A 24,469-nucleotide genomic window follows, 5' to 3' on the forward strand; every position below is an offset into this window, starting at 1 on the left:
TTCAATAAACTTTCTGTATGATCAATAATAATCGGCGTTACAAAGAATTCTACCAACTATATTTGACTATTAAACCTTTTAAAAAGATTTATAAAAATATCCTGTATTTCTATCTTTTGACTTCAATAACTTCCCTCTTCGAGCTTCTGACTTCCTTCCATAATGATAAAACTGGAATGTCTTATCCCGAACCCAGGTTATCTTATTAATCGATCACAAGGTAATTGTACTTGTCACTTGGTGCTATGCTGTATTCCACATCTTCAGTGTAGATAGGCACTACTTCACACCCGAATCTTCCCCTTGGCATACAAGGCCCGTTTTCACGGGACAGTACCTGATTGGGAATGCTCATATTAATATTCATTCCGGCATTTTGAAGAATGATAGGCTCATTGGTGGTCGTGTAAGTCCAGGCCCCATTCATACCGCTATTTTTTCTTCCTACTTTTGATATTTTGTTGATCACAAAGCGGATGCTCGGATGGGCAATCGTGTTGGTCTGGCTCTTGCTGGAGTAGAAATACAGTTTTAGGTCCACATTTCTGTTTCGGCCACTGGTAACATTTTCTTTCACCAATTTTACATAAACCGGTGGGTTTTTAATGTCAAATTTAAAGGTGGTCTTCACCGGAGAATTATCCTTTAAATAAGAGTATGTACAGAAAATCGGAACACCTGGCTGGCTTTTAGAGAATGTTCCCTTTGAAATATGGTTCACGAAAGCTTCATAGCCTTTGAAAGACTGTGCCGCTGTAACGCCGCTTCCACCTATCAGATAAAGATTGAAATCTGCTCCGTTCAGGAAGTTTTTTTCCTCCTGAGTCAGATAGCTTTCCCCTTTTACAAATAACTTGCTGAATGATTCATTGATCGTCGTTCTTGCCGTCTCTGCCAGTTCATTGGTTTCAATCGTTAAAACACCCATTCTTCCGTAAGAAATAGAATTCACATACACCGGTTCTACACCGCCGCTATCGAAATTGTTGTCATTAACAAGTGATCCGGCAGGAATATCCATATCCAGCGTGAAAGACGTCTGGTAAAATTTCACATAGAATCCCGTTCTTTTTGCAATCATCCCTTCTTCAATATTCGTAGAGGAAGAATTCTTACCAAATAAAGATCTTGTATTTACATTTGATCCGAAGGCAACTTTAAGCTCATCATAAGACGTAAACTGCTCCACACTGTAGCTCAGCGTTCCGTTCTGTGTAAAATCAGCAGACTGGATATAATCCTGCACCAGCTGTCTTGTTTTGGAAAGAGAAGGCTGGTCAATCGTAAATGCCGTTTTCTTATTCAGTGCTGGAATAGACATAGAAACCGTAACAGGCTTTACCGAAGCCGTAATGGGCTTAAAATTCATATCCTGTATGGAATTGCCTTTCAGCAGAGATCCCGGGAAAATGTACATCTGTAAGTGAGGAAGGACAATAGATTCTGAAGATTCAAACTCTTTTGTTTCTATAAATTCTTCTGCATTCCCACCTTTGGCGAGCATGCTTCCGTTCTTACCTGATAATGCGGATGGATACGTTCCGAATGAAGTCACATTCACCACCTGTTGAGGAGAACGGACCATTTCCTGAGCTTCTGCAGATCCCTCAAGCTCATTCGTACAACTTTGTAAGGCAGCTATAGAAATAGCTGCCATTAGGAATATTATTTTTTTCATGTTTATTTATCTACAGTAAACGTAGTGTAGTATACTGAATTGTCACCTGCATGAGCTGCCGTAAAGTTAATTGGAACTCCAGGAGCGTTAGCTGTAAACTGGCCTCCGTTCACAATGAAGTTAATAAAGCCCGTGTAACCCTGTACTACTTGTACTGCATCAGAACCAATACCTCCCAGGATATACACTTTCAGATCGGATTCTTCAAGAATTTTTTTACTCTGAACATCAATACTGATGGATCCGTTAACCATTTTAGCATTTAAAGCTGCTTTTAAAGCAAATGCGGTTTCGTTGTAAGAATAATCAGATTCAAGAGAGATGATTCCCAGTCTTCCGTAAGTAATGGAGTTGATGTAAACCGGATTTTTAGAAGCCGCCAGATTCAGGTCAGATTCATTTTTGAAGATATTTCCGTTATCAGGAAGATCCATATCGATGGTGAAATTCTTCTGGGTAAACTTAGCAAAGATCCCTGTATTTCTTTTCACTTTATTGTTGCTTCCGCTGATGTCGATGCTGAAAATACTTCCGATATTAACGTTAGCTCCGAATGCAATCTTAAGTTCACTGTAATAAGAGAACTGCTTGATGTTGTAATCAAAAGCAAGAGACTGCTGACCACTGAAGTTGGCACTCTGCATCGCTTTGAAGATAGAAGATCTCATGCTTGAAAGGGTTGGTTTTTCAATCGTGTCAACAATAAAGTCAGACGGGAATGAATAAGAAACCGTGATAGGCTTTACAGGATAAGAGATTGGTGTGTAAGACAGATTGTCCAGGGTAGTGGAATTGTAAACACCTCCGATAAATGTTTTGTTAGGAGAGGTTACTACCATCTGGTCACTGTTTAGTGTTACCGTAGTGGTTTTGGAAGCGACTTCTTTTCCGCCTACAGATACTTCGTCATAGTTTAAATACTTGGAAGGTAAAGCGACAACAGGATTTAGTTTGGCAGCCTTTGCTCCTTCTGTTACAGTTTGCGTTTCCTCATTGATATCCTGACGGCAGGAGATTGAAGTAATACTGGCTACAACCAGTAATGCGATAGGTAAAATGATTCTTTTCATAAATTTAATTTGAGGTGCTAAAAGTATAGTTTTTACACAAGTCGGTGAAATATTTATGTATTAAATCTTTATTAACCATTATTAATAAAAGATTAATGAAGTGTAACTGTTTGATTGTATTTAAAATAGTTCTCTTTGTAGTGATAAATATCATGTGAATCTGCAAAAAAATCCAAAAAAAAACTCCCCTGATGATTTATCGGGGGAGGCTGTTCTCAGATCAAATAAATGTATGAAAGGATATTTCTAGGATCTGATTACACATCGTGAAAATTTGTTATAAGTTTTTGTAATAATAATCCATATTCGCCCACACAATGTCATCTCCGGTGGCATCCATTGATGATGGGTTGTCGAAAGCACTTTTCCCGAAAATATCCTGATAAGCTGTCATTCCAAAAACAGTTTTCTGGGAAATGGTTAGAGCGTTCACATTTTCCCTTGGCATCTTTTTCACATATCTGAACGATCTCTTAAGCGTAAATGAAGCTTCATTTTTATTAAAAATACCTACAAAACTCTTTCCGCTGTTTTCATTAATGAATACCGAATCCTTCTCAATATTCACAATATATTTAATATCTGCTGACGTTCCGGATATAAGATGCAGGGAATTATTTTTCAGATCAAGACTTATTTTTTTCCAGGCCGGTTCCTGATACGTACTCCAGTAGCTGTTCAGATAAGATTCTGAAACATCAGTTTTCTGACCGGAAGGGCCTTTGTACACTGAAATATTCTGTACTGCGTAATTTTTGTACTCAAATTGAAAAACTTCCTTTTCCGTAGGATTAGGATTTTCAATAATTTGATCATCATTACTGCTGCATGACACTGCAAGCAGGGAAGTAAGAATGATGTAGAATGATTTTTTCATAATTTTAATTGATTACGATATAACTGTTGCTAGGATCAGGCAGAATGGTATAGGTGTATTTTGCACTCTGGCTCATATTTCTGCCGTTCACGAAATTTCTCAGTTCGTTATCCAGAACAATGTTCAACGGGTTTACACAGTAAGGAGCATTATTGGGATTGGCTATGTCAAAAATGCATGAGGTAGAGTAAAACCCTGAAACATTGGTGTAAGTATCACCGCCGGCATTTTGGAGGGTAATTTCCCTTGGATAGCTATATTGATCAATGAAAGGACTCTTCATGCCCAGAATATTATCTCCTGTTGCCGTTCTGTCTGCTTTAATCTTAAACTTTACATACGGTGGAGCAATCATTTTGGTTCTGGAACGGCTGTCATAATAATGAAGTGACAGCTTTCCCATCTTGCCAAACTGCGTAGGTCCAAATAATGTAGTTCTGAAATTTTCTATATTTTCTATTTTCAGCTCTACGTAAACAGGTTTCTTTTTAATATCGAATTTGAAGGTCGTCTTCACTGGTGAATTATCATTCAGGTAAGAATAAGAACAGAAGATAGGAACTCCCGGCTGACTTTTAGAGAAAGTACCTTTAGAAATATGATTAACAAAAGCGGCATATCCCTGAAAAGACTGTGCTGCTGTAACGCCGCTTCCGCCAATCAGGTATAAATTAAAATCAGCACCATTCAGGAAGTTTTTTTCCTCCTGAGTCAGAGAACTTTCTCCATTTACAAATAGCTTGCTGAAGGTCTCATTAATCGTCTTTTTTGCTGTATCTGCCTGCTCATTCGTTTCAATAGACAGAACGCCCATTCTTCCGTAAGAAATAGAACTTACATAAACAGGTTCCACACCGCCACTGTCAAAATTATTGTCATTAACAAGCGATCCTGCCGGAATATCCATATCCAGCGTGAAAGACGTCTGGTAAAATTTCACATAAAATCCGCTTCTTTTTGAGATCATTCCCTCTTCGATGTTGGTAGAAGAAGAATTTTTCCCGAATAATGATCTGGTGTTCACATTCGATCCGAAGGCTACTTTCAGCTCATCATAAGAAGTAAACTGTTCAACACTGTAACTTAAAGTACCGTTCTGCGTAAAATCTGCAGTTTGGATATAATCCTGTACCAGTTGTCTGGTCTTAGACAATGAAGGCTGATCTATCGTAAATGATGTTTTTTTGTTCAAAGCCGGAATAGACATAGAAACGGTAACTGGCTTTACCGAAGCCGAAATAGGTTTAAAATCCATATTCTGGATAGAATTCCCTTTCAGAAGAGATCCCGGGAAAATATATGCCTGTAAATGAGGCAATACGATCGATTCTGAAGACTGAAATTCACGGGTTTCCGTAAAATCATCAGTATCTGTTGCTCCCTTCGCTAAAGTTTTAAACTTTGAAAGTGATGAAGGATAACTTCCGTATGAAGTAATATTAATAACCTGTTCAGGTGTACGTGCCATCTGATTATCATCCATTTTTGCCGCCTCATCAGTACAGCTCCCCAAGACTGCTAAAGAAAAAGCAGCCATTACATATATAAATTTTCTCATAGTCTGTTTTTACTCCGGATACGGTCTTCTGAAATAGAAAAGAACAAAATCCGGCGCGGTTGAAATTACAGTATACCAGTAATTCCTTGTATAGTGAAATTCATGGGTGTAAAGATAATATTTTGCACCATACTGTGAAATATAATTTATGAAATTTGTTGAAAGTGTAATAAAACAGGCTGTTTTTGATAATAAACCATTGATATTGAATTAAATATTTAAGGGTGAAAAGTATAATTTTTGGAAAACAAAAAACTCCCCAGACAAAAATGCCTGAGGAGCCTATTTACAAATTAAATTATTTTCTTACTTACCGAAAAAGATCTCGTCCTGTTTCTGCTGCTCATTATAAATAAGCTGAAAATTGTCAGGCATATTCTGATAAAGAAGCTTCCACTGCTGGATTTTAGAGTGTTTTTTAAAGCTCTCCAACGATCTTACAAACAGGTTTTCGATCACGGTTCTCACATAAGAATCACCGTTTCTGTAGATCCAGTCCATTAGTTTGATATGATGGGCTACAATGTAGATTTTCGATTCCTGCAGCATATCCTTTAAATAATTAATGGTGGCCTGAATCACACCGGCAAAGTTTTCCTGCACAGATAACTGAGTGATTTCACTTCGGAGTGGTGGGTAGAAAAATTTTAAGTATTCAACGGCTATTTTTTTATTAATAGCCTGCATTTGTACTTTCATCATAATTAATATTCTTCAGTATTTATCTTGCAGCGAAATGTGTACCAAAATTTACAGCATGGCAGCAAAAATAAAAACACCTATAATCACAGCGATGTGAGTAACCAATAGTTCTGCATTATGCCTGTTGGTCGTGGTTTTCCATGTTTTCCAGTCGGATATTCTTCTGATTTTTGTTTTCATAATCCATTGAATTTGAGTGGTTTTGATTTTAAAGCAAAATCTGCATTTGTAATGAAACAGACGAAAAATGTAATGAAAATTTTAAATTCCGTGATTGTAAATCTGTCTCGAATATGTTTGTTGCAGCTCTTTTGACATATGACTAAAGATCACTTTACGGTATTCTCCGCTACAGAATGCTGTAAAATTGTCCAGAGAATAAATAAAAACACCCTCTATAGCATTTTTTAAAGCCAGATCTCCGTTTGTGTAAATTTTGTCCATTTTTTGAAGGCTTTTGAATAAAACATTTCTGTCATTCTGGCGGACCATATTTTTGATACGTTCCGTGAAAGTACGGATTACACTGTACGAGTTCTGAGGCATCGTTTTCGTAAGTTCATTTTCAAAGTCCGGAATAACTTCTGTAATTTCCTGGACGGCTTCTGAATAGTTCATATGATTAATGATTTTGTTCTAAAAGTTTAATGATGGCTCCAAAGACGAAAACGGTCATAAAAGCCATGAGAAGCAGATGGTAAGGTTTCAGCCACTTTGGGGTTTCCGGTCCTCTGCTTTTTAATCTTCTTAACTTGTCAATGCGGTTTAAAGTCTTTAAGTCCATATTGTATGTTTTGAAGATGATGAAGCGAATGGCGTTCCTTTAAATTTGAATTCTATTTAATTTGTTTTAAATCAATATGTTGTGTGATTTGTTGGGTGTGCCAGCATCAAAAAAAACATGTCAAAATGATAAGGTTTTTATCAAAACGAAATGAAGAGAACCTATTTTTTAATTTTAAATCAATAGTTTTTAAGAATGTGAAGAAACGCTTCTTTACAATCTTGTTCCCTTAAAAAAATCAGATGATTTTACCTTAATGTTCCTTATCTCCTTCAATACTCTTAATGGTTTAAATCTACATTTGAAAGATAATCCGCATTGTCAGCCAGATCCGCGAGCGATAAAAAACATAGCCATTTATTTTCTTCCAAACATCAGCCGACTTATTTTATTTGTATGATGGAAAGAATAGAATGAATATCTTTGCACTCCAAATTATTCAGGACATGTTTTCAAAAATTATAGTACACAGAGTAGGAAATAAAATCAACGGAGAATCTTTAACGCTGTCTCAGGAAGAGCTGAAGCTGGAAGAAGGAATGGCAGAATTGCTTGAAGATTACTTTTTAGGTTCTTTTAAATCGGAAGAGACCTTCAATTTTTACAGTGACACGTATTTGGTCAATAATCCGGTATATAGTTCCGTATCCGAGATTTTTGAAGACAAAGCGAAATTCCTTTGGGAATCTGAAAATATTGCAAAACACCTTTTTGAGGCGGCTGAAAATCCTAGAGTTCAGGGTGGAGAATTGTTTATTGTACTTTTTGAAGAAGAAAGTGACCGTCCGGATAAAGTAGATAAGATCGGGATCTTTAAAACGGAGAAGAGAGAATCTTTCCTTAAAATTTCTCCTAATGAAGAAACTTTTGACATTGAAAAAGACCAGGGCATCGGTTTGTCTAAAATTGACAAGGCAGCTTTGATCTACAATAATAACAAAGAAACGGGTTATGTACTTTCTGTGGTTGATAACAACAAAAACGGAGATATGTACTACTGGTTCGAGGATTTCCTGAAAATAAAACAACGTGACGACGAATATTTCCACACGCAGGAAGCCCTGATGGTGTACAAAGATTATATCACCAAACAACTTCCGCAGGAATTTGAAGTTTCAAAAGCAGATCAGGCAGATTTCTTAAATAAATCCATCAATTTCTTCAAAGAAAAAGAAGAATTCAAACTTGACGAATTTGCAACCGAAGTATTGGGAGATCAGCATGTCATCGAAAGTTTTGTGAATTTCAAAACCGATTACGAGCAGGATATGCAGGTGAATATTGCAGAAGAATTCCCGATCAGTGAAGCAGCTGTAAAGAAAACACAACGTCACTTCAAAAGTATCATTAAGCTTGATAAAAACTTCCACATCTACATCCACGGCGACAGACAGAAGCTGGAAATGGGCGAGGACGATAAAGGAAAATACTACAGACTTTACTTCGAAAAAGAAGTGTAATCAAACAAAAATAACCTGAGTTAGGGTTTGAAAGTGAGAGAGTTGGATAGTTATAGAGTGATAGGGTTTTAGAGTTATGGACTGGTTGTCAGTTGCAGGTTGCTGGTTCGTAGTGATAAAATTAATAAGATGATTGTCTGAAATCTGGAGTCTGATATCTGAAATCTTAATTCTAGCATTCACCATTCACTTGCGAAGCAAAATTCACCATTGACATTCTAAATATAAAGAATCAAAGAGGGCTAATTTTTAAATTGGTCCTCTTTTCGTATTGGGTAATTCACCCCTTTTTCCTTCCTTTGTTATATGAAAACAACCATTATCGATCTGTCCAAACCGATTCAGTACAACGCTGGAGACCCTTGGTTCATGAGGGTTAAAATCAAGCATAAGGCACACAAAAAATCCCAGTGGCTGATCCGTCTGGCATTGAATCTTCCGTTCAGACTTTTTCCAAAAAACTGGACAGGTTGGGCAGATGATTCCATCAAAAATATGGGACTTCATGCGACGACGCATATCGATGCTCCATGGCATTATGGTCCTTTGGTTGAAGGAAAACCGGCCAAGACGATTGATCAGATTCCTTTAGAATGGTGTTATGGTGACGGTATTGTCATCGACTGTACCCATAAAGAAGATTTTGTAGTCATTACGATTGACGATCTGAAAAAAGATCTGGATAAAAACGGAATTACCATTCAGGAAGGAAATATTGTCTTGATCCGAACCGACCGTGACAAAATGATGGGAACCCCGGATTTTGTAGAAAAAGGAACCGGAATGAGCAAAGAAGCTACCGAATGGCTGATCGACCAGGGTGTAAAAGTAATGGGAATCGATCAGTGGGGTTGGGATCTTCCGTTAAAATATATGGCTAAAAAAGCAAAAGAACTCAATGATCCGGAGTATTTCTGGGAAGGTCACCGTGTGGGTATTGAAAAAGAATATTTACACATGGAACAGCTTACCAATCTTGCTGCACTGCCGCCTTCAGGGTTTAAAGTCAGTGTATTTCCATTGAAAATTGTAGGTGGATCTGCGGCTCCGGCTAGGGTGGTGGCTATCATCAATCCTTAGACCGGAAGTTATCCTTGGCAAGATTCTGAGCCTTGACAAGGATATTCAACGATATTTTTCCAGTTACTTTTTTCTGAAGAAAAGCGCTCTTCCGTACTCATAGTTCATTCTGGCAATATTCAGCACAGAAATTCCTTGAGGACATTCCACTTCACAGGCTTCCGTATTGGAGCAATGGCCAAAAAGTTCATGATCCATTTGAGTGACCATATTCAGGACACGGCTGCTCCGTTCCTCCTTACCTTGAGGAAGAAGCACCATATGAGTGATTTTAGCAGAGGTGAATAAGGCGGCACTTCCGTTTTTACAGGTGGCCACACACGCCCCACATCCGATACAGGCGGCTGAATCAAAAGCTTCCTCAGCAGTCTGATGAGTGACTGCAATTGCTGTAGCATCAGGAGCCTGACCCGTATTCACCGATACAAATCCACCTGAAGAAATAATTCTGTCAAAGGCCGATCTGTCTACTTTAAGATCTTTCTTCACCGGAAAAGCTTCTGCGCGGAAAGGCTCAATTAAAATCGTTTCACCGTTCTTAAAAGACCGTAAGTGAAGCTGGCAGGTCGTTGTATTTTTTAAAGGTCCGTGGGCAATTCCGTTGATCATCATACCGCACTGTCCACAAATTCCTTCACGGCAATCGTGATCGAATTCTACAGGTTCGTCGTCTTCTGTAATGAGTTTTTCATTTAAAGTATCCAGCATCTCCAGGAAAGACATGTGAGGATTCAGTTCTTTCAGATCATAACTGACCAGTTTCCCTTCGCTCTTTCTGTCTTTCTGTCTCCATATCTTAAGATGTAAATCCATAATTTTTGTTTTTTATTTGTAGCTTCTAACCGTCGGCTGTATCTCTTCAAATATCAGTGGCTCTTTGATGAGTTCCGGTTCATTGTTTTCACCAGCCCATGCCCATGCGGAGATAAACTGATAGTCGGCATCATTTCTTAAAGCTTCTCCATCCGGCGTTTGATATTCTTCCCGGAAGTGAGCACCGCAGGATTCATTTCGGGTTAAAGCATCATAGCACATCAACTCACCGATCTCGAAATAATCGGCGACGCGGCCGGCTTTTTCAAGTTCCGTATTCATAGTATCACCTTGCCCGGAAACCCGTACATCCCGGTAAAATTCTTGTTTTAATTTTCTGATTGCTCCGATGGCATATTTCAGCCCTTCTTCATTTCTGGCCAGCCCACAATAATCATATAAAAGCTTTCCTAAAGTTTTGTGGAAATAATCAACGGTTTTGGTTCCATTGATATTGATGAAACCCTGAATCTGTTCTTTAACAGCCTGTTCTGCCGCTTCGAACTCAGGAGCATCGGGTGAAATTTTTCCGGTATGAATCTCATCAGCCAGATAATTGGCAATCGTATAAGGCGCGATAAAATAGCCATCTACAGAAGCCTGCAAAAGTGAATTGGCTCCCAGTCTATTCGCTCCGTGATCTGCAAAATTAGCTTCACCCAAAGCAAAAAGTCCCGGAATAGTAGTCATCAGCTCATAATCCACCCAAAGTCCACCCATAGAAAAGTGAGCAGAAGGAGAGATCATCATCGGTTCATTATAGGCATTGTATCCCGTAATTTTAAGATACATGTCGAATAAATTTCCATATTTCTCCTGAATCTTTTCCTTTCCCTGTTCATTTATCGCTTTAGAAAAATCAAGATAAACAGCATTTTTCAAAGGTCCGATTCCAAAACCGGCATCAATCCTTTCTTTAGCAGCACGGGAAGAAATATCTCTCGGAGCCAGATTTCCAAAAGCAGGATACCGACGTTCCAGATAATAATCTCTTTCATTTTCCGGAATATCATTGGGAAGTCTGGTTTCATCAGTCTTTGACGGAACCCAGATCCTTCCGTCATTACGCAATGATTCTGACATCAGCGTTAATTTAGACTGATAATCTCCCGATTGCGGAAGAGAAGTCGGATGTACCTGAATCCAGCTTGGAGAAGCCATCAAAGCCCCTTTTTTATGAGCCCGCCAGATCGCAGAACCATTACAGCCCATGGCTAAGGTTGAGAGATAATAAATTTTCCCATAACCTCCGGTTGCCAGAACGACTGCATGAGCAGCATGTCTTTCAATTTCTCCGGTATCTAAATTTCTGACGATAATGCCTCTTGCTTTACCATCGATCATAACCAGATCAAGCATTTCATGTCTGGAATACAGCTGTACGGTTCCTTTTCCAACCTGTCTCATTAGGGCCTGATAAGCCCCGAGAAGAAGTTGTTGTCCGGTTTGTCCCCTTGCATAAAATGTCCGGCTTACCTGAACCCCACCGAAGGAACGGTTATTAAGGTAGCCCCCATATTCACGTCCGAAGGGAACGCCCTGCGCTACGGCCTGATCGATGAGGTTTAAAGAACATTCAGCCATCCGGTAGACATTGGCTTCGCGGGCTCTGAAATCTCCGCCTTTTAAAGTGTCTACGAACATTCTGTAAACACTGTCGCCATCATTTTTATAATTTTTAGCAGCATTCACGCCACCTTGCGCTGCTACAGAATGGGCTCGCCTCGGGCTGTCCTGAAAACAGAATGATTTGACATTGTAACCCATCTCGCCCAAAGAAGCAGCAACAGAGCTTCCGGCCAGTCCGGTTCCGACGACAATAACATCCAGCTTTTTACGGTTAGCAGGATTGACGAGCTTAGCCTTCTTTTTATAGTTGTCCCATTTTTGTTCCAACGGGCCTTGAGGTATTTTTGAATTTAAGATCATAACTTTTCTGTTTAATGGGCAGTAAAGAATACATAAACGGGCATCAGAGCAAAACCTATACTGACAATGACTGAATAGACAATTCCGGCGGTTTTGAACCATTTTACAAACTTGGGATGAAATAATCCCAGTGTTCTGGCCGCACTGTGAATTCCGTGGATCAGATGATAGCATAAAGCGGCCATTGATACTACGTAAATGATGACGTACCACCATTCTTTGAAAACCGTTACGACGAGGATATACAGATCCTTATTCCCGTTGGCATCCAGCGGTGGGTTTCCGAATTTGTAGACATACCAGAAATTCTGAAAGTGAATCACCAGAAAGATCAGGATCAGAGTTCCGAGGATTCCCATATTCCGGGAATACCATTTGCTGGCTCTGCCACGTCTTTCCGACTGATAATGGCCTCCCGATTTTTTATTTTTTAAAGTAATAATCAATCCGTCCAAAGCATGCAGAATAATACTTGCATACAGAACGTATGAAACCATTTTGATCAGAATATTTCCCGACAGAAAATGCGAATAGGCATTAAACTGAAGGTGCGCCTGCTCCGGCGGAAGAAACAGCTGGAGATTTCCCAAGAAATGGATCAACAGAAAGAAGCTCAGGAATAGTCCTGTAAGGCACAGCAGCATTTTTCTTGACAAGGTTGACAGCATATTTTTGATTTAATGATTAATAATATCCCAAAACTTTCATCCAAAGTCCTCCGACGACCATATAGATGATAAGTAAAACAATTCCGATTTCAAGACCTCTCAGCCACCAGGCTTTCAGCTCTACATAACCGCTTCCGTAGAATACCGGAGCAGGGCCGTGACCGTAGTGAGTAAGTACTCCATAAATTGAACCTAAGAAACCAAGCATCATAGCCAATAGCATCGGCGGGATTCCTAAAGAAACACCAACGCCCAATAACGCTGCATACATGGCGGCCACATGAGCCGTTGCACTCGCGAAAATATAATGACTGAAAAAGTATACGACAATAATCACCGGAAAGGCAACCTGCCAGCTTAATCCACCTATTTTTACTTTGATCAGATCACTGAACCAGCCAATAAAACCAAGCTCATTTAAAGAACTGGCCATCATCACCAGAACCGCGAACCATACGATGGTATCCCAGGCTCCTTTTTCCCCTTTGATATCTTCCCACGTCAGAACTGACGTAAGAAGCAACATGGTAAGTCCTATGAAGGCCGTGGTAGTAGCATCAATAGATAATGCTCCTCCAAATATCCAAAGAGCTAAAAGGATAAAGAAAGCCAATAACATCAACCATTCATTTCTGGAAATAGGTCCCATTTCTTTTAATTTCTGAGCGGCCATTTTTGGAGCATCTCCTGTTTTTTTCAATTCAGGCGGATATAATTTGTATAAAACCAACGGGACCACAAAGAATGCTACCAATCCCGGAACGAAACCGGCTGCAGCCCATGACATCCATGTGATATTGATTCCTAAATTCGCTGCAAATTTCTGACACATCGGGTTACTCGCAGTCCCGGTAAGGAACATGGATGAAGCGATGAGGTTCATATAATAACTGTTCAGGGTGAGGAAAGAACCCAGTTTTCTGTGTGTTTCCGGTTTTTCTGGAACTGAGTCAAAACTTATTGCCATAGATTTCATGATCGGATAGATGATTCCACCACCTCTTGCCGTATTACTCGGGATGGCAGGAGCCAGACATACATCGGCTAATCCAAGTCCGTAAGCAAGTCCTAATGAGCTTTTACCGAAGATTCTGATGAATAAAAAAGCAATCCTGTTTCCCAATCCTGTTTTGATAAATCCCCTGGCGATAAAGAATGAGATCCCAATCAGCCAGATCACTTTATCCCCGAATCCGGAAAGAGCTTTTGTAATAGATTTTCCGGCATCTCCCGGCGCGACTACCTGAGTAAGCGCTGTAAATGCAATGGCCATCATACACATAGTGCCCATAGGCGCTGCTTTAAGGATGATTCCTAAGATGGTGGCCGCAAAAATAGCGAACAGATGCCAGGCGTTTTCAGCAACGCCTTCCGGAGCCGGAATAAACCATATGATCAGCGCAACGGCAAACGTTATCGCGATATTTCTGATATTAATTTCTTTCATGATCTATAAATATTTAAGCGGTTAAAATCTACTTTGCACCTGAACAATGAATAGATTGTTGTTGTATTGTGATGTGTTGTCTACCTGATGTTTGTACCGGTCGAACTGCATACCCAGCTGGATTCTTGCTCCATAGTTTTTCAGAAATTCCAGTCCGAACATTGGCGTTATGGTCTGCCTTGGATTGGAATTCAGCCTGAAATTGGTATCCAGATATTCATACCGGCAGGAGAGTTCGAAGGCGCTTAGGTTTTTATGATTGATCTCGTACCGTACATTCGGAAGGAAATAAGCGCCACGGATCAGATATTGGTCAGGATTGGAAGGTCTCAGTTCCGGATCCATCGTGTTGTAAAGAACATGATTGGTGGCCTGTTTGGCTTCCAGCTGCATATCCAGGCTCCATTTCGGGTCAAACTGGATCAGTGAGCTGAGGTCAATTCCTACAGCGTATACTTTTTTGCTTAAAACCTCGCCGACACCACCATTCAGGCCGACGTTGAAGTTGTATTTTTTAGACAAACCGAAAACCAATCTCGTGGAATACTGCTTCCCGTCGTCGTTGTCATTGATCTGATTTTTTCCATTTCCATTGACGACTGACACCGCATATTGGAAAGGAATCTGACCTAACTGAAGCTGCCCCGTTGCAGAAAGTCCGATCTGAAAGCTGGTCCAGCCCAGTTTTCCGAATTCCGTATACTGATTGGACCAATCCAGAGATTTGATGATGTCAATAGGATAGGTTTCCTCAATTCCGAACCATGGTCTGAATTGCCCGACTGTAAAGGCGAGCTTAGGGTTGAAGGTGTATTTAAGGTAAGCATTTTCAAGAACCCTGCTTTTAGGATCGTTTTTAAAGTCTGCAAGGTTGGCAAGTGCTACGACTTCCGTTCTTTTACTGATCTGCGCGCGTACCTGAACCCTCATGTACTTCAGCATGAAATTGTTGCTGGTTCCGGATCCGTCCGCGTGATGCAAACCGTTCACATCGACATCTTTAGTCATGCCTACGAGATAACGCGCCTGGAAAAGGCCTTTGATCTGAAGCACCGGATATTTCACATTGTCTTCCTCCTGCTTGTTCTGCTGCAGAGAATCCTGGATCTGTGCGCCGGCAGAAAAACCTGCCAACAGGGCACAAAAGATCAGACTTCTCTTTTTTGGTGAAAAAAGGGTCATAGTATTTGTGTTTAAAAAATTATTATTTAGTCGCCTGGAAATTGGAAAGGGACTTGCCCCAATTCATGGAACTTAGTGTAGTCATCGGGTTTTCCGAATCTTTGTAGGCTTTTCCACTACAGTCTTCGCAATAAATTTCGATTCCTGATATGGGGATAGGGGTGAGGATAATTAAAGGGAACTTTTTCATAGTCGGATTATTTGAATTTAAATGAGGATTTAATTGAAAATAATGCAAAAAAATTCAACAATTTTTAAACGTATTCATTATTTGGTGATATAAATTTAATAAATTTTGTTTAATTAACATAATTATTTTAGGCGTTAATGTAAAATTCATGTGATGAATCATGATGGGGAAATTAAACTTGACCGGCTCTGAAATTTTTAATATATTATAAATTAAAAGCAATTATCAGTATTGAAAAAGCAAGCGTATTAGTGCTGAAATTCAGACAGATTCATGTCACGGATTTCAGGGATGACGGTGCTTTAAGGACTTCCGTGATTTCATACCACAAAATAATATGTCGTTAAAAAAATCGTTATATTTGGTAGATCAAAGAAATATATGAATTTTGTAGAGTGTCATGAAGAGCCCATCCATATTCCTGGGTATATACAAAGTTTTGGATACCTGATTGGCATTGATGCAGAATCTCATTCCATCACTTTTTTCAGCAGGAATATTGCGGATATATTCAGAATCGAAAATGCGGAACAGCTTTTCGGAAGAAATCTTATGGATTTTCCTGAAATTTTTCGTTCTGTGATGGATTCTGATTTGTATGCTTCTCTAAAAGACTTTACAAAAAGAGAAAATGAAACCCATTTTGATAAGGTGTTCATTAGTGGAAAGGAATATCATTTTTCCATTTTCAGAAGTGGGAAACATATTTTCCTGGAATTTGAAGCCGTACTGGAAAATCCGAATAAACGTATTTCTAATAAATATGACAATTTCTATGTGATTGACAATGAAAAGGAGCTTTGGGAGCAGTTGCTGAGTACCCTTTCCAAGATAGTAAATTATGACCGGATGATGGTTTATAAATTTATGATGGACGGCTCAGGAAAAGTGATTGCGGAAAGGAGGGATGAAAATATGGAAAGCTATCTTGGTCTTCATTATCCGGAGTCTGATATTCCAAAGCAAGCCCGAGAACTTTATTTAAAGAAAAGAAAGAGAATTTTCAGCAATGTTTATGCAGATACGGTTCCATTGATCAGCAGAACGGATGATACTATTGATCTTACTTTTGCAGCATCACGCGGAATGTCGCCTGTTCATGGGCAGTACATCAAAAATTCAGGAGCTTCTTCCAGTTTCAGTGTGTCTATTATTATTGAGGATCATCTTTGGGGACTGGTTACGTGCCAGAATTCGGAGGCTAAACATATTGATCTTGAAGACAGGGTGCAGGCTGGTATTTTTACGGCTTTGGCTTCTAATGCCTATTCTTCGTTTAAATCAAAAAATGAACTGAACTACCGTTTGGAACTGAACGAAAAATCGTCACAGCTAAAAGCGGAGTTTTTAAAACATAATAATCTTTTCGATTCTCTGGCAGACAATAAAGCAAAAATAAGAAAACTGCCTGAAGCAGATGGCTTGGCGATTATTGCTGAAGGTGATATGGTGACTGTAGGAACAATTCCTGAACGTAACACTATTGATGCCATCGCTCACTGGGCATTAGAAAATACTACGGAGAGTATTTTTGTCAGCAGAAGTTTCCTTAAAGATTACGGTGAGGAACTTGGGCTGGATGAAAGTGCCGCCGGAATCATTATTTATTTTATCGAAAGAAGTAAAAAAGAAATGCTGATCTGGTTCCGTAAAGAATTTGATGAGCATATCAGCTGGGCGGGAAATCCTGAGAAAAAAATCGGGGTGGTTCTTCAGGATGGACAAGAAAAACAGATCATTTCACCAAGAACGTCTTTTCATATTTTCACGGAAAACATTAAAGGAAACTCCAGAAGGTGGAATTCCAGAGATATCAGTTCGGTGCAAACCGTTCGTGATGTGATCCTTGAGACTTCGCACAAACAGTACAATGCTATCAAAGCCCTGAACAATGAGCTGAGAAAAGTAAATGAGGAACTCGACAGTTTTTCTTATACGATTTCGCATGATCTGGGAACACCTTTGACGGTGATGAAACTGAATGCTCAGATGCTGCTTGCCAATTTTGAAAAGACAGAAAAAAATAGAAATAAACTGACCTCTATTGTTGAAGAAATCGACAGTATGGCGGAGATGATGCACGATGTTCTCCAGCTCAGCCGTGCAAAACACAGCGAAATAGAATTGGAACGAATACATCCAGCCAATACGATTCTGAAGATTTCAGAAAATGCAAAGATTACTTTCGAAAGCCCGAATTGTGAAATCATTATCAAAGAATGTCCCGATGTACTCGCGGATAAAACGATGCTTCATCAGGTGTTTTTAAATATCATCAATAATGCAGTGAAATATTCCTCTCATAAGGATGAACCTCAGGTTGAAATTTGGGGTGCAGAAGAGGATGAACATATTGTGTACAGAATCTCAGATAACGGAATCGGGATTCCACAGGAAGAAAAGCATAAGATGTTTAAAATCTTCAACCGGATGGATAATGCGAAAAAATTTAAAGGAAATGGAGTAGGGCTGTCCATTGTACACAGAATCATGAAAAGGATAGGTGGAAATGTGGATTATGATAACAATAAAGAGGGCACTTGTTTCATTTTAACGTTCAAAAAACCGTAAATTTGGGAAACTTTAAAAACCTTATTTATGGTATCAGAGTATCTTAAGCAAAATACAGCGGAGTATCACGATGCTGCAGAGAAACTTTTCAATTCTGAAAAAATTTTTAATAAAACTTTCACTCTGGAAGATTACAAAAAGATCATTCATACGAATTATCTGATGCTTCTTCACAGTGAAGATAAAATATTCGGAAGTCTTTCTGATAAATATTCGGAAAAGCTTCAACTTAACAACAGAAAGAAACTTTCCCTTATCGAAAAGGATATTGAAAGCCTTTCGCTGGAAAATCAAACTGTTTCCCACGATCTTGAATTTGACAACGAACATGAAGCTTTAGGAGCTATGTATGTGATCGAAGGTTCTACTTTAGGTGGGAACGTGATTGCTAAACAGCTTTCTAAAACGGAAGGTTTTGACCATGTGACTTTTAATTTCTTCGGATGCTACCAGGAAAATACGGGACCAATGTGGAAAAATTTCAAAGAAGTTCTGGATACTGAAGTGACTGAAGATAACTACAATGAAGTCCTGTCAGGAGCAAAAAAACTATATACGTTTTTACTGAACGTCAATTAATTTCATTGAACCCTAATTAAATTCCTGAAAAATTGCCCACATTTTCAGGAATTGTTAAATTTGGGCGTTTCAATTTTTAGACTAAACTAAAAAATAATTTAAAAAAAGTATACAATATGAAAGTAACTGTAGTAGGTGCAGGCGCTGTAGGAGCAAGCTGTGCAGAATACATCGCAATGAAAAACTTCTGTTCAGAAGTAGTTTTAGTAGACATTAAAGAAGGATTTGCTGAAGGTAAAGCAATGGATTTGATGCAGACAGCATCGCTGAACGGATTCGATACAAAAATTACCGGAACAACAGGAGATTACAGCAAAACTGCAGGTTCTCATGTAGCAGTAATCACTTCAGGTATTCCAAGAAAACCGGGAATGACAAGAGAAGAGCTTATCGGTATCAATGCAGGTATCGTGAAAGAAGTTACTCAAAACCTGGTAAAAAATTCTCCTGAAGTTATCATCATTGTGGTTTCTAACCCAATGGATACTATGGCTTATTTAGTACACAAAACTTCAGGTCTTCCTAAGCACAAAATCATCGGAATGGGTGGTGCATTAGACTCTGCAAGATTCAAATACAGATTGGCTGAAGCTTTGGAAAGCCCGATCTCTGATGTAGACGGTATGGTAATCGCTGCACACAGTGATACCGGAATGCTTCCATTATTGAGCAAAGCAACAAGAAACGGTGTTCCTGTAACTGAATTCTTAGATGAAGAACAACAGAAATACGTTATCGAAGAAACTAAAGTAGGAGGTGCTACATTAACTAAATTATTAGGAACTTCAGCTTGGTACGCACCAGGTGCAGCAGTTTCTGTAATGGTTCAGGCGATCGCGTGCGACCAGAAAAAAATGATCCCTTGTTCTTTAATGCTTGAAGGTGAATACGGACAAAATGATATCTGCTTAGGTGTTCCTGCTATTATCGGAGCAAACGGAGTAGAAAAAATTGTCAACGTTACGCTTACTGCAGATGAGCAGTTGAAGTTTGCTGAAGCAGCTAATGCTGTGAGAGAAGTGAACGGAGATCTTAAGTTTTAATTGATTTAGCTTTATATAATAGCTCAGCGCGGCCTTCGGCCGCGCTGAGCTTTTTTATGTGTATAGAATTTTAAGGAAATTGGGTTTGTTTGGGCGCGGCCGGAGGCCGCGCCGAATCCTATCAAGATAAAGTTCGAGGTTCATATAAAAAGAAAACGCACTTAGGGTGCGTTGTTATATTGATTTTCAGTAAATCATTGCTTAAGTGTCTCTCTCCATTTATAAATAGGTTTGATAACGTTATAGGAATAATACTTTCTTGCTATACCAATATCGAATCCTGAGCCGATCACGATGTTTAGTATGCTTTGGTCTGTTTTATAAACGTTGCTGCTGATAAATGTTTCAACAGCTTCTTTGACAACTGGGTCATTATCCATATTGCCGTCGAATTTCTGTTTTTGATCTGTTCTGATAGATATAGTATAGACAGGCTTGTTGTTTTCAGGTGGAAAGTAATTCATTGAAACAGTGGTTCTTAAAACGTGGTCCTGCTGTGATATTTTTTCATAAACAGGAATCAATTCTTTTATTTCACTGTTGCTGTTGAAGTTATAAACGGATGTTATGATGATAATGGAAAGAAGTCCACCTGTGATATAAAATGGTAATTTTTTCAGTGGAGGCATCATTGTAACTGAATGATTTCTGTGGTCCCGGACAACATAGGTTTTCGTTATGATGTCATGTAGAGATTGTCTTGTTTCTTTGTTGAAGATGTAAAAAATGATGATTCCTATGCCCGATGCGAAAATAATGATCGATTGTACAATATTAATCACAGAGAATGTATCTGATCCTGGAATTGTAAATCCATTCAGAAAAAATGGAGTAGTGAGGATCATAGCTCTGATGAATGAGGTTTTTAAATCAATCGTTTTTCCTTCAATATCGGTCACCTGGATCTTCATGAGTTTCTTACCAGGGGTCTGACCATTATTCATCTTAGAATTTAAAATTGAAAAATAAGTCAGAGAAACAATCCATCCTAGTAATTTAGCACTTTCTCCCAGAGAAATAAAGAAATTTTCGAAGGCGAAACCTAATATAAATCCAAGGATTCCAAGAATAAATGAATCAATGAATAAAGCCCAGACTCTTGTCCAAAATGCAGATAAGAATAAATTGTTTTTCATTTTTGTTATAAATATGAGTTTTTTATGGGCCAGAAATTAATGAAGTTTCTACCATAGTCGTAAAATAAAAAATACACTGAAAAGTGTGTCTTTTTTACCGTATATTTTTTTATAAAGCTTCCGGTTTAGGGACTTTAAACAATAAAACAATGGCCCAGACCTGAAGAATGGTTTGAAGAATGCTCAATACTCCCAGTACAGGATTAGATAAAAAGTTAAAGTAAATAGAAGGAAGTCCAATCAATCCAATGAGGAAAGTGATCAGCAGAACAAATTTTACCCATTCGGCTCCTTTTCCAGCCAGATAACCCATTCCGAAAATAAAAGCCAAAATGGCAACAGCGATAAATATGGAGAGTCCGGTTTTAAAATCCTCGTAAGCCCAGATCATACTCGCAATGCTCAGTACCCCAGAAAGATACATGATATTTGCGGCTTTGGTGTGATTGGGATGTATGATGATCTCCTTTTCCTTTTGTGTTTTTAAAACCATGGAATTGATTCTGGTCTCTTCCTCCGGGCTGAATATTTTTCCTCTTGACTGAAGTATTTCATAGGCATGTTTAATGGCTTCAGGGACAAAAGGACTTTCTGGCTTTACATACTGTTCAAGTTCCTGGGTTGACATCTTTTCCAGAATATTTTTATTTGTACTCATTAGAATAATTAGAGAAAGCAAATTTAATAAATGTCCCTGAACTTAATGGAGCTTCTGAACAAAATTCCAAACAGCATTCACAAATTCTTTATTTCTCTCATAATACAAAAGATGCCCTCCATCAATGGAAACAACCTTCTGATCAGGAAATTTAAATGTTTTGTAATGCTGCGTTCCTACAGCTTTATCCTTTTTCCCGGTGATAATTAATACAGGAACATGAATGTCTTTTGTGAGCGGCGCATGATCTGTATAATATTCAGGATAGTCTTTTGGTTTAGAAATCACAGCCATACCAAAATCTATGATTCTCGGATGAAGGGAATCTATTTTATCAGTATGCTTAATAGTTTCAATATCTTCGGTGAGAAATTTATACCCGATTCTTTTCTTTCTTAATGCGGCACTTATTTTTGATAGTTCAGTAGAAAGACTGTCGTCAGGGATGGCTTTATTGGGTTGTTGAAGCAGGCTGTTTCCGTATTCAATCTGTTCTTTCAATGACTCATTGTTGAGGAAATGAAGCGTGATATTAGCCAGGATGAGTCCTTTCGTGTGTTGAGGGTATTTTTTAGCATAATGAGTGGCAATAATTCCCCCGAAAGAATGAGCCAGCAGAAAAACTTTATCAATTTTCAAATGCTGCCTGAGTTCTTCAATGTCCTGAACCATTGCCTCCAGATGATAATTGTCCGATGTCCCTGATTGTCCTGAACCCCGCTGATCCATATAAATCATTTTCATCTTTTTTTCAAGGCTGCTTCCGCCTAAGAGTTCAAATGACGGATATCCTTGCCCCGGACCTCCCGGAACATAAATGCATGCTTCACCTTTTCCGGAAACTTTATAGTTGATTTTAACATGATCTGAGCTTTCAAAAAACTTCTCACCACTATTGTTTTGTGCAAAAATGGTGGTGACCGACAGGACGAGAAATATAAATAATTGGATCGCTTTCATATAGTAATAACAGTTGAATAGAACTGTTTATTACTTCCAAGGTAGATGATATCGTTTATTTTCACTTTAATCTGAGTCTTTAACCCATGCTAATTCTGCCCTGTCATGAGAAATATCTGCAATGATCATATGATTGTTTCTGCGGAATATTTGTTTTCTGACAAAGAAAGATGGGCAGGATTTCGATTCAATATTTGTGAAATCTTTCAGGGTCTGAATAATTTCCGAAGGTACAACGGTTGAGTATTCTCCAGGAACTGCTGTAAAAAAAGAAGTCCATTTTTCAATCATAAAATCTCTTTTTTCTTCGTCGGTCAGAAATATCCAGTTGCAGTTTCTTGTCATCACTGAAATGTTGAGAACACGCTCTCCGGACTGTACTTTTGTCTGTTCGTTTGTTTCATACTTATTCAAAGAAAAACTAAAATTGAGATCAGTTTCTTTTAGATTAAAAACGTACGAAAATATCTCGTCATCAGATATTTCCTCCTGTTCGGCTTTATTCATCATAGAGAGTATATTTTATTCATAGGATTAACGGATTGAAAAGTAAGCCTTTATAATGGTGTAAGTCAATATTTGTAAGTCAATTGCTGGAAATTGGGAGGTAAATGATTTACTTTAAGATATTATATCAACAGTTTTGAATGTATTATAGTTTCCTGATCATAAAATTGACTGTTAGCTATCGTTGTTGTGTTACTTGTAAGGCATACAAAAAGCAGACTCAATCATTGAGCCTGCTATGCTGTTTTATCTGGTGTAAATTGTATTAATTGATGAATACAACCACGTTATTTCCTAAGTAATTCCAGGTAGCAGTGATGCCGCTTGGTGTTGAGCCGTTGAAAGCTCCATGGTGGCTGTTAACATAGCCGCAGTCTCTTCCAAGCTGAAGATATTCACCATTGGCAAAATTCATGGTTATAGACTGCCATGATGTAAGAGAAGTAATTGCAGTTCCGATCGTTACGCCGCCGGATACATTGTACGTCTGGCCGGGAATTCCTATAGCATCCGAAATGACAGCCCACTGATTGATAGGAGGGTTGACCAAATGACTCGTATTATACTGAGAATAAGTCACAGTGTTGGATGGAGCTAATAAAGCAGCAGGGGTTCCCTCAACTATTGGCTGGCAGTCTATGGGCTGGCTGTTGTCATTAGTACCCACAAGTCTATAGCTAAGGCTTTGAGTGGAGAAGTTGTAAATAGTCATTGTTCCAGACTGAGCGTATGCGAAAGTTCCAATTAATAATAAAAGGAATAATGAAATATTTTTCATAAGGATTGAGTGATTAAAACTTTAAGATTATAAAGAAGAATTGGTATAGTTGTCCTGGAAAATTTCCATGGCCCATAAGATGATTTTGGTTTTATCACCGTGTGTGGCTTTTTCGATCTGTTCATCTTTGATTCCTGTAGACTTGATGAGAGACTTTGCCGCAGGGAGAAGAATGTCTTTTCTTTTTTCGCTTAATTGAGGAAACTGATATTCAGAGCTCTGCTTTTCTTCACTCAAAGGAAGATCTTTGGAGGTATTTACCGTTGTGATCGCACGTTTGAAATTTTCAACAGCCGTTGTTTTTTGATTATCATGGGCTGCTGTTGGAATACTTTCATTATTGCATGAGGTCAGGAAAAAGAAACCTGCAATAGCAAACAAGAATGTTTTTTTCATAGTAATTAATATTGTTTTAGTTCGTGATAAATATATAAAAAATAAATATTATTTCAATTATTGGTGATAAAAATATTATATTTTTAATTTATTGATTATTTAATTTAATTAATTATGATTATTTGTTGTTTAAAATTAAATTCTTGATTTCTGTCAAAATTTTAGTCAATAAAATAAGCCTTATGAGAACATAAGACTTCAGTACAGTTTGCTTTTTACTCGGAATTTCAGTTATTTCAAATTCCTGTTTTCCTTTTCTTTTTTTAACCCTTTCCAGTTAATAATATTGATGATTAATAGTGGAAGAAGACATATGGGAACGATCATGATTGGTGTAAAGCCTTTTACTACATAATCACATCATACCCTGCTAAAATCCAAGTAATCCCCGAGAATATGAAAA

General features: G+C 38.4%; 25 protein-coding genes. 5 read left to right on the plus strand and 20 right to left on the minus strand.

Annotated features, from left to right (window positions below; genetic code table 11):
- Nucleotides 1-205: 205 nt before the first annotated feature.
- From N0B48_RS06170 to N0B48_RS06205, 8 genes are all read right to left on the minus strand, one after another.
- Nucleotides 206-1,678: a thiol-activated cytolysin family protein gene (locus N0B48_RS06170; protein WP_259837561.1), complete on the minus strand. Its 1,473-nt coding sequence runs from the start codon at nt 1,676-1,678 to the stop codon at nt 206-208.
- Nucleotides 1,679-1,680: 2 nt separating this feature from the next.
- Nucleotides 1,681-2,748 (minus strand): thiol-activated cytolysin family protein, encoded by a 1,068-nt coding sequence (locus N0B48_RS06175; protein ID WP_259837562.1) that lies wholly within the window; start codon nt 2,746-2,748, stop codon nt 1,681-1,683.
- A 277-nt stretch (nt 2,749-3,025) separates the two neighbouring features.
- Nucleotides 3,026-3,625: a hypothetical protein gene (locus N0B48_RS06180; RefSeq protein WP_259837563.1), complete on the minus strand. Its 600-nt coding sequence runs from the start codon at nt 3,623-3,625 to the stop codon at nt 3,026-3,028.
- Nucleotides 3,626-3,629: 4 nt separating this feature from the next.
- Nucleotides 3,630-5,183 carry a thiol-activated cytolysin family protein gene (locus tag N0B48_RS06185; RefSeq protein ID WP_259837565.1) on the minus strand — a complete coding sequence of 518 codons (1,554 nt, stop codon included), beginning with the start codon at nt 5,181-5,183 and terminating at the stop codon, nt 3,630-3,632.
- Nucleotides 5,184-5,489: 306 nt separating this feature from the next.
- Nucleotides 5,490-5,885 (minus strand): DUF7674 family protein, encoded by a 396-nt coding sequence (locus N0B48_RS06190; RefSeq protein WP_047449580.1) that lies wholly within the window; start codon nt 5,883-5,885, stop codon nt 5,490-5,492.
- A gap of 48 nt (nt 5,886-5,933) precedes the next feature.
- Nucleotides 5,934-6,065, minus strand: a complete 132-nt coding sequence (locus tag N0B48_RS06195; protein ID WP_259837567.1) for a hypothetical protein — start codon at nt 6,063-6,065, stop codon at nt 5,934-5,936.
- 81 nt (nt 6,066-6,146) lie between these two features.
- Entirely contained in the window at nt 6,147-6,503 is a 357-nt protein-coding gene (locus tag N0B48_RS06200; protein ID WP_259837569.1) for a DUF7674 family protein, read from the minus strand.
- Between the two features lie 4 nt (nt 6,504-6,507).
- Nucleotides 6,508-6,669 carry a hypothetical protein gene (locus tag N0B48_RS06205; protein WP_259837571.1) on the minus strand — a complete coding sequence of 54 codons (162 nt, stop codon included), beginning with the start codon at nt 6,667-6,669 and terminating at the stop codon, nt 6,508-6,510.
- A gap of 446 nt (nt 6,670-7,115) precedes the next feature.
- Between N0B48_RS06205 and N0B48_RS06210 the strand changes: the two genes are divergently transcribed.
- Both N0B48_RS06210 and N0B48_RS06215 read left to right on the plus strand, forming a co-directional pair.
- Nucleotides 7,116-8,129, plus strand: coding sequence for a nucleoid-associated protein (locus tag N0B48_RS06210; protein ID WP_259837573.1), 1,014 nt, complete (start codon nt 7,116-7,118; stop codon nt 8,127-8,129).
- A 306-nt stretch (nt 8,130-8,435) separates the two neighbouring features.
- Nucleotides 8,436-9,209 carry a cyclase family protein gene (locus N0B48_RS06215; protein ID WP_259837575.1) on the plus strand — a complete coding sequence of 258 codons (774 nt, stop codon included), beginning with the start codon at nt 8,436-8,438 and terminating at the stop codon, nt 9,207-9,209.
- A gap of 63 nt (nt 9,210-9,272) precedes the next feature.
- On the opposite strand, the gene N0B48_RS06220 is transcribed toward N0B48_RS06215, so the two are convergent.
- From N0B48_RS06220 to N0B48_RS06245, 6 genes are read right to left on the minus strand one after another with little or no spacing between them, the layout of a single operon-like run.
- Entirely contained in the window at nt 9,273-10,022 is a 750-nt protein-coding gene (locus tag N0B48_RS06220) for a succinate dehydrogenase/fumarate reductase iron-sulfur subunit (protein WP_259837577.1), read from the minus strand.
- A 12-nt stretch (nt 10,023-10,034) separates the two neighbouring features.
- Nucleotides 10,035-11,951 (minus strand): fumarate reductase/succinate dehydrogenase flavoprotein subunit, encoded by a 1,917-nt coding sequence (locus N0B48_RS06225; protein WP_259837578.1) that lies wholly within the window; start codon nt 11,949-11,951, stop codon nt 10,035-10,037.
- A gap of 11 nt (nt 11,952-11,962) precedes the next feature.
- Entirely contained in the window at nt 11,963-12,619 is a 657-nt protein-coding gene (locus tag N0B48_RS06230) for a succinate dehydrogenase cytochrome b subunit (RefSeq protein WP_259837579.1), read from the minus strand.
- Nucleotides 12,620-12,635: 16 nt separating this feature from the next.
- Nucleotides 12,636-14,066, minus strand: a complete 1,431-nt coding sequence (locus N0B48_RS06235) for an anion permease (RefSeq protein ID WP_047449555.1) — start codon at nt 14,064-14,066, stop codon at nt 12,636-12,638.
- Between the two features lie 21 nt (nt 14,067-14,087).
- A complete protein-coding gene (locus tag N0B48_RS06240) occupies nt 14,088-15,248 on the minus strand; it encodes a porin (RefSeq protein ID WP_259837582.1) in 1,161 nt (386 codons plus the stop codon).
- Between the two features lie 22 nt (nt 15,249-15,270).
- On the minus strand, nt 15,271-15,438 hold the full coding sequence (locus tag N0B48_RS06245) for a hypothetical protein (protein WP_259837584.1): 168 nt from the start codon (nt 15,436-15,438) through the stop codon (nt 15,271-15,273).
- A gap of 381 nt (nt 15,439-15,819) precedes the next feature.
- Between N0B48_RS06245 and N0B48_RS06250 the strand changes: the two genes are divergently transcribed.
- The 3 genes from N0B48_RS06250 to N0B48_RS06260 all read left to right on the plus strand — a co-directional run bounded on the left by N0B48_RS06250 (nt 15,820) and on the right by N0B48_RS06260 (nt 19,631).
- Nucleotides 15,820-18,009, plus strand: a complete 2,190-nt coding sequence (locus N0B48_RS06250; RefSeq protein WP_259837586.1) for an ATP-binding protein — start codon at nt 15,820-15,822, stop codon at nt 18,007-18,009.
- A gap of 27 nt (nt 18,010-18,036) precedes the next feature.
- Nucleotides 18,037-18,588 carry a biliverdin-producing heme oxygenase gene (locus tag N0B48_RS06255; protein WP_259837588.1) on the plus strand — a complete coding sequence of 184 codons (552 nt, stop codon included), beginning with the start codon at nt 18,037-18,039 and terminating at the stop codon, nt 18,586-18,588.
- Nucleotides 18,589-18,704: 116 nt separating this feature from the next.
- On the plus strand, nt 18,705-19,631 hold the full coding sequence (locus N0B48_RS06260) for a malate dehydrogenase (protein WP_259830962.1): 927 nt from the start codon (nt 18,705-18,707) through the stop codon (nt 19,629-19,631).
- 194 nt (nt 19,632-19,825) lie between these two features.
- Here N0B48_RS06260 and N0B48_RS06265 read toward each other — a convergent pair whose 3' ends face one another.
- The 6 genes from N0B48_RS06265 to N0B48_RS06290 all read right to left on the minus strand — a co-directional run bounded on the left by N0B48_RS06265 (nt 19,826) and on the right by N0B48_RS06290 (nt 24,066).
- Nucleotides 19,826-20,767, minus strand: coding sequence for an RDD family protein (locus N0B48_RS06265; RefSeq protein ID WP_259837590.1), 942 nt, complete (start codon nt 20,765-20,767; stop codon nt 19,826-19,828).
- A gap of 109 nt (nt 20,768-20,876) precedes the next feature.
- Nucleotides 20,877-21,425, minus strand: a complete 549-nt coding sequence (locus tag N0B48_RS06270; protein WP_259837592.1) for a hypothetical protein — start codon at nt 21,423-21,425, stop codon at nt 20,877-20,879.
- 42 nt (nt 21,426-21,467) lie between these two features.
- Entirely contained in the window at nt 21,468-22,385 is a 918-nt protein-coding gene (locus N0B48_RS06275) for an alpha/beta fold hydrolase (protein ID WP_259837594.1), read from the minus strand.
- Nucleotides 22,386-22,451: 66 nt separating this feature from the next.
- Complete coding sequence (locus N0B48_RS06280) at nt 22,452-22,895, minus strand: hypothetical protein (RefSeq protein ID WP_259837596.1); 444 nt, start codon at nt 22,893-22,895, stop codon at nt 22,452-22,454.
- Between the two features lie 262 nt (nt 22,896-23,157).
- Nucleotides 23,158-23,670 (minus strand): hypothetical protein, encoded by a 513-nt coding sequence (locus tag N0B48_RS06285; protein WP_259837597.1) that lies wholly within the window; start codon nt 23,668-23,670, stop codon nt 23,158-23,160.
- Nucleotides 23,671-23,697: 27 nt separating this feature from the next.
- Nucleotides 23,698-24,066: a hypothetical protein gene (locus N0B48_RS06290; protein ID WP_259837599.1), complete on the minus strand. Its 369-nt coding sequence runs from the start codon at nt 24,064-24,066 to the stop codon at nt 23,698-23,700.
- Between the last annotated feature and the right edge of the window lie 403 nt (nt 24,067-24,469).

It is taken from the genome of Chryseobacterium herbae, from assembly GCF_025154075.1.
GTDB classification, from domain to species: domain Bacteria; phylum Bacteroidota; class Bacteroidia; order Flavobacteriales; family Weeksellaceae; genus Chryseobacterium; species Chryseobacterium herbae.

Excerpts from the sequence above, each read along its gene's own strand:
- N0B48_RS06170 (WP_259837561.1), bottom strand. The coding sequence starts at position 1,678 with ATGAAAAAAATAATATTCCTAATGGCAGCTATTTCTATAGCTGCCTTA.
- N0B48_RS06175 (WP_259837562.1), bottom strand. The coding sequence starts at position 2,748 with ATGAAAAGAATCATTTTACCTATCGCATTACTGGTTGTAGCCAGTATT.
- N0B48_RS06180 (WP_259837563.1), bottom strand. The coding sequence starts at position 3,625 with ATGAAAAAATCATTCTACATCATTCTTACTTCCCTGCTTGCAGTGTCA.
- N0B48_RS06185 (WP_259837565.1), bottom strand. The coding sequence starts at position 5,183 with ATGAGAAAATTTATATATGTAATGGCTGCTTTTTCTTTAGCAGTCTTG.
- N0B48_RS06190 (WP_047449580.1), bottom strand. The coding sequence starts at position 5,885 with ATGATGAAAGTACAAATGCAGGCTATTAATAAAAAAATAGCCGTTGAA.
- N0B48_RS06195 (WP_259837567.1), bottom strand. The coding sequence starts at position 6,065 with ATGAAAACAAAAATCAGAAGAATATCCGACTGGAAAACATGGAAAACC.
- N0B48_RS06200 (WP_259837569.1), bottom strand. The coding sequence starts at position 6,503 with ATGAACTATTCAGAAGCCGTCCAGGAAATTACAGAAGTTATTCCGGAC.
- N0B48_RS06205 (WP_259837571.1), bottom strand. The coding sequence starts at position 6,669 with ATGGACTTAAAGACTTTAAACCGCATTGACAAGTTAAGAAGATTAAAA.
- N0B48_RS06210 (WP_259837573.1), top strand. The coding sequence starts at position 7,116 with ATGTTTTCAAAAATTATAGTACACAGAGTAGGAAATAAAATCAACGGA.
- N0B48_RS06215 (WP_259837575.1), top strand. The coding sequence starts at position 8,436 with ATGAAAACAACCATTATCGATCTGTCCAAACCGATTCAGTACAACGCT.
- N0B48_RS06220 (WP_259837577.1), bottom strand. The coding sequence starts at position 10,022 with ATGGATTTACATCTTAAGATATGGAGACAGAAAGACAGAAAGAGCGAA.
- N0B48_RS06225 (WP_259837578.1), bottom strand. The coding sequence starts at position 11,951 with ATGATCTTAAATTCAAAAATACCTCAAGGCCCGTTGGAACAAAAATGG.
- N0B48_RS06230 (WP_259837579.1), bottom strand. The coding sequence starts at position 12,619 with ATGCTGTCAACCTTGTCAAGAAAAATGCTGCTGTGCCTTACAGGACTA.
- N0B48_RS06235 (WP_047449555.1), bottom strand. The coding sequence starts at position 14,066 with ATGAAAGAAATTAATATCAGAAATATCGCGATAACGTTTGCCGTTGCG.
- N0B48_RS06240 (WP_259837582.1), bottom strand. The coding sequence starts at position 15,248 with ATGACCCTTTTTTCACCAAAAAAGAGAAGTCTGATCTTTTGTGCCCTG.
- N0B48_RS06245 (WP_259837584.1), bottom strand. The coding sequence starts at position 15,438 with ATGAAAAAGTTCCCTTTAATTATCCTCACCCCTATCCCCATATCAGGA.
- N0B48_RS06250 (WP_259837586.1), top strand. The coding sequence starts at position 15,820 with ATGAATTTTGTAGAGTGTCATGAAGAGCCCATCCATATTCCTGGGTAT.
- N0B48_RS06255 (WP_259837588.1), top strand. The coding sequence starts at position 18,037 with ATGGTATCAGAGTATCTTAAGCAAAATACAGCGGAGTATCACGATGCT.
- N0B48_RS06260 (WP_259830962.1), top strand. The coding sequence starts at position 18,705 with ATGAAAGTAACTGTAGTAGGTGCAGGCGCTGTAGGAGCAAGCTGTGCA.
- N0B48_RS06265 (WP_259837590.1), bottom strand. The coding sequence starts at position 20,767 with ATGAAAAACAATTTATTCTTATCTGCATTTTGGACAAGAGTCTGGGCT.
- N0B48_RS06270 (WP_259837592.1), bottom strand. The coding sequence starts at position 21,425 with ATGAGTACAAATAAAAATATTCTGGAAAAGATGTCAACCCAGGAACTT.
- N0B48_RS06275 (WP_259837594.1), bottom strand. The coding sequence starts at position 22,385 with ATGAAAGCGATCCAATTATTTATATTTCTCGTCCTGTCGGTCACCACC.
- N0B48_RS06280 (WP_259837596.1), bottom strand. The coding sequence starts at position 22,895 with ATGATGAATAAAGCCGAACAGGAGGAAATATCTGATGACGAGATATTT.
- N0B48_RS06285 (WP_259837597.1), bottom strand. The coding sequence starts at position 23,670 with ATGAAAAATATTTCATTATTCCTTTTATTATTAATTGGAACTTTCGCA.
- N0B48_RS06290 (WP_259837599.1), bottom strand. The coding sequence starts at position 24,066 with ATGAAAAAAACATTCTTGTTTGCTATTGCAGGTTTCTTTTTCCTGACC.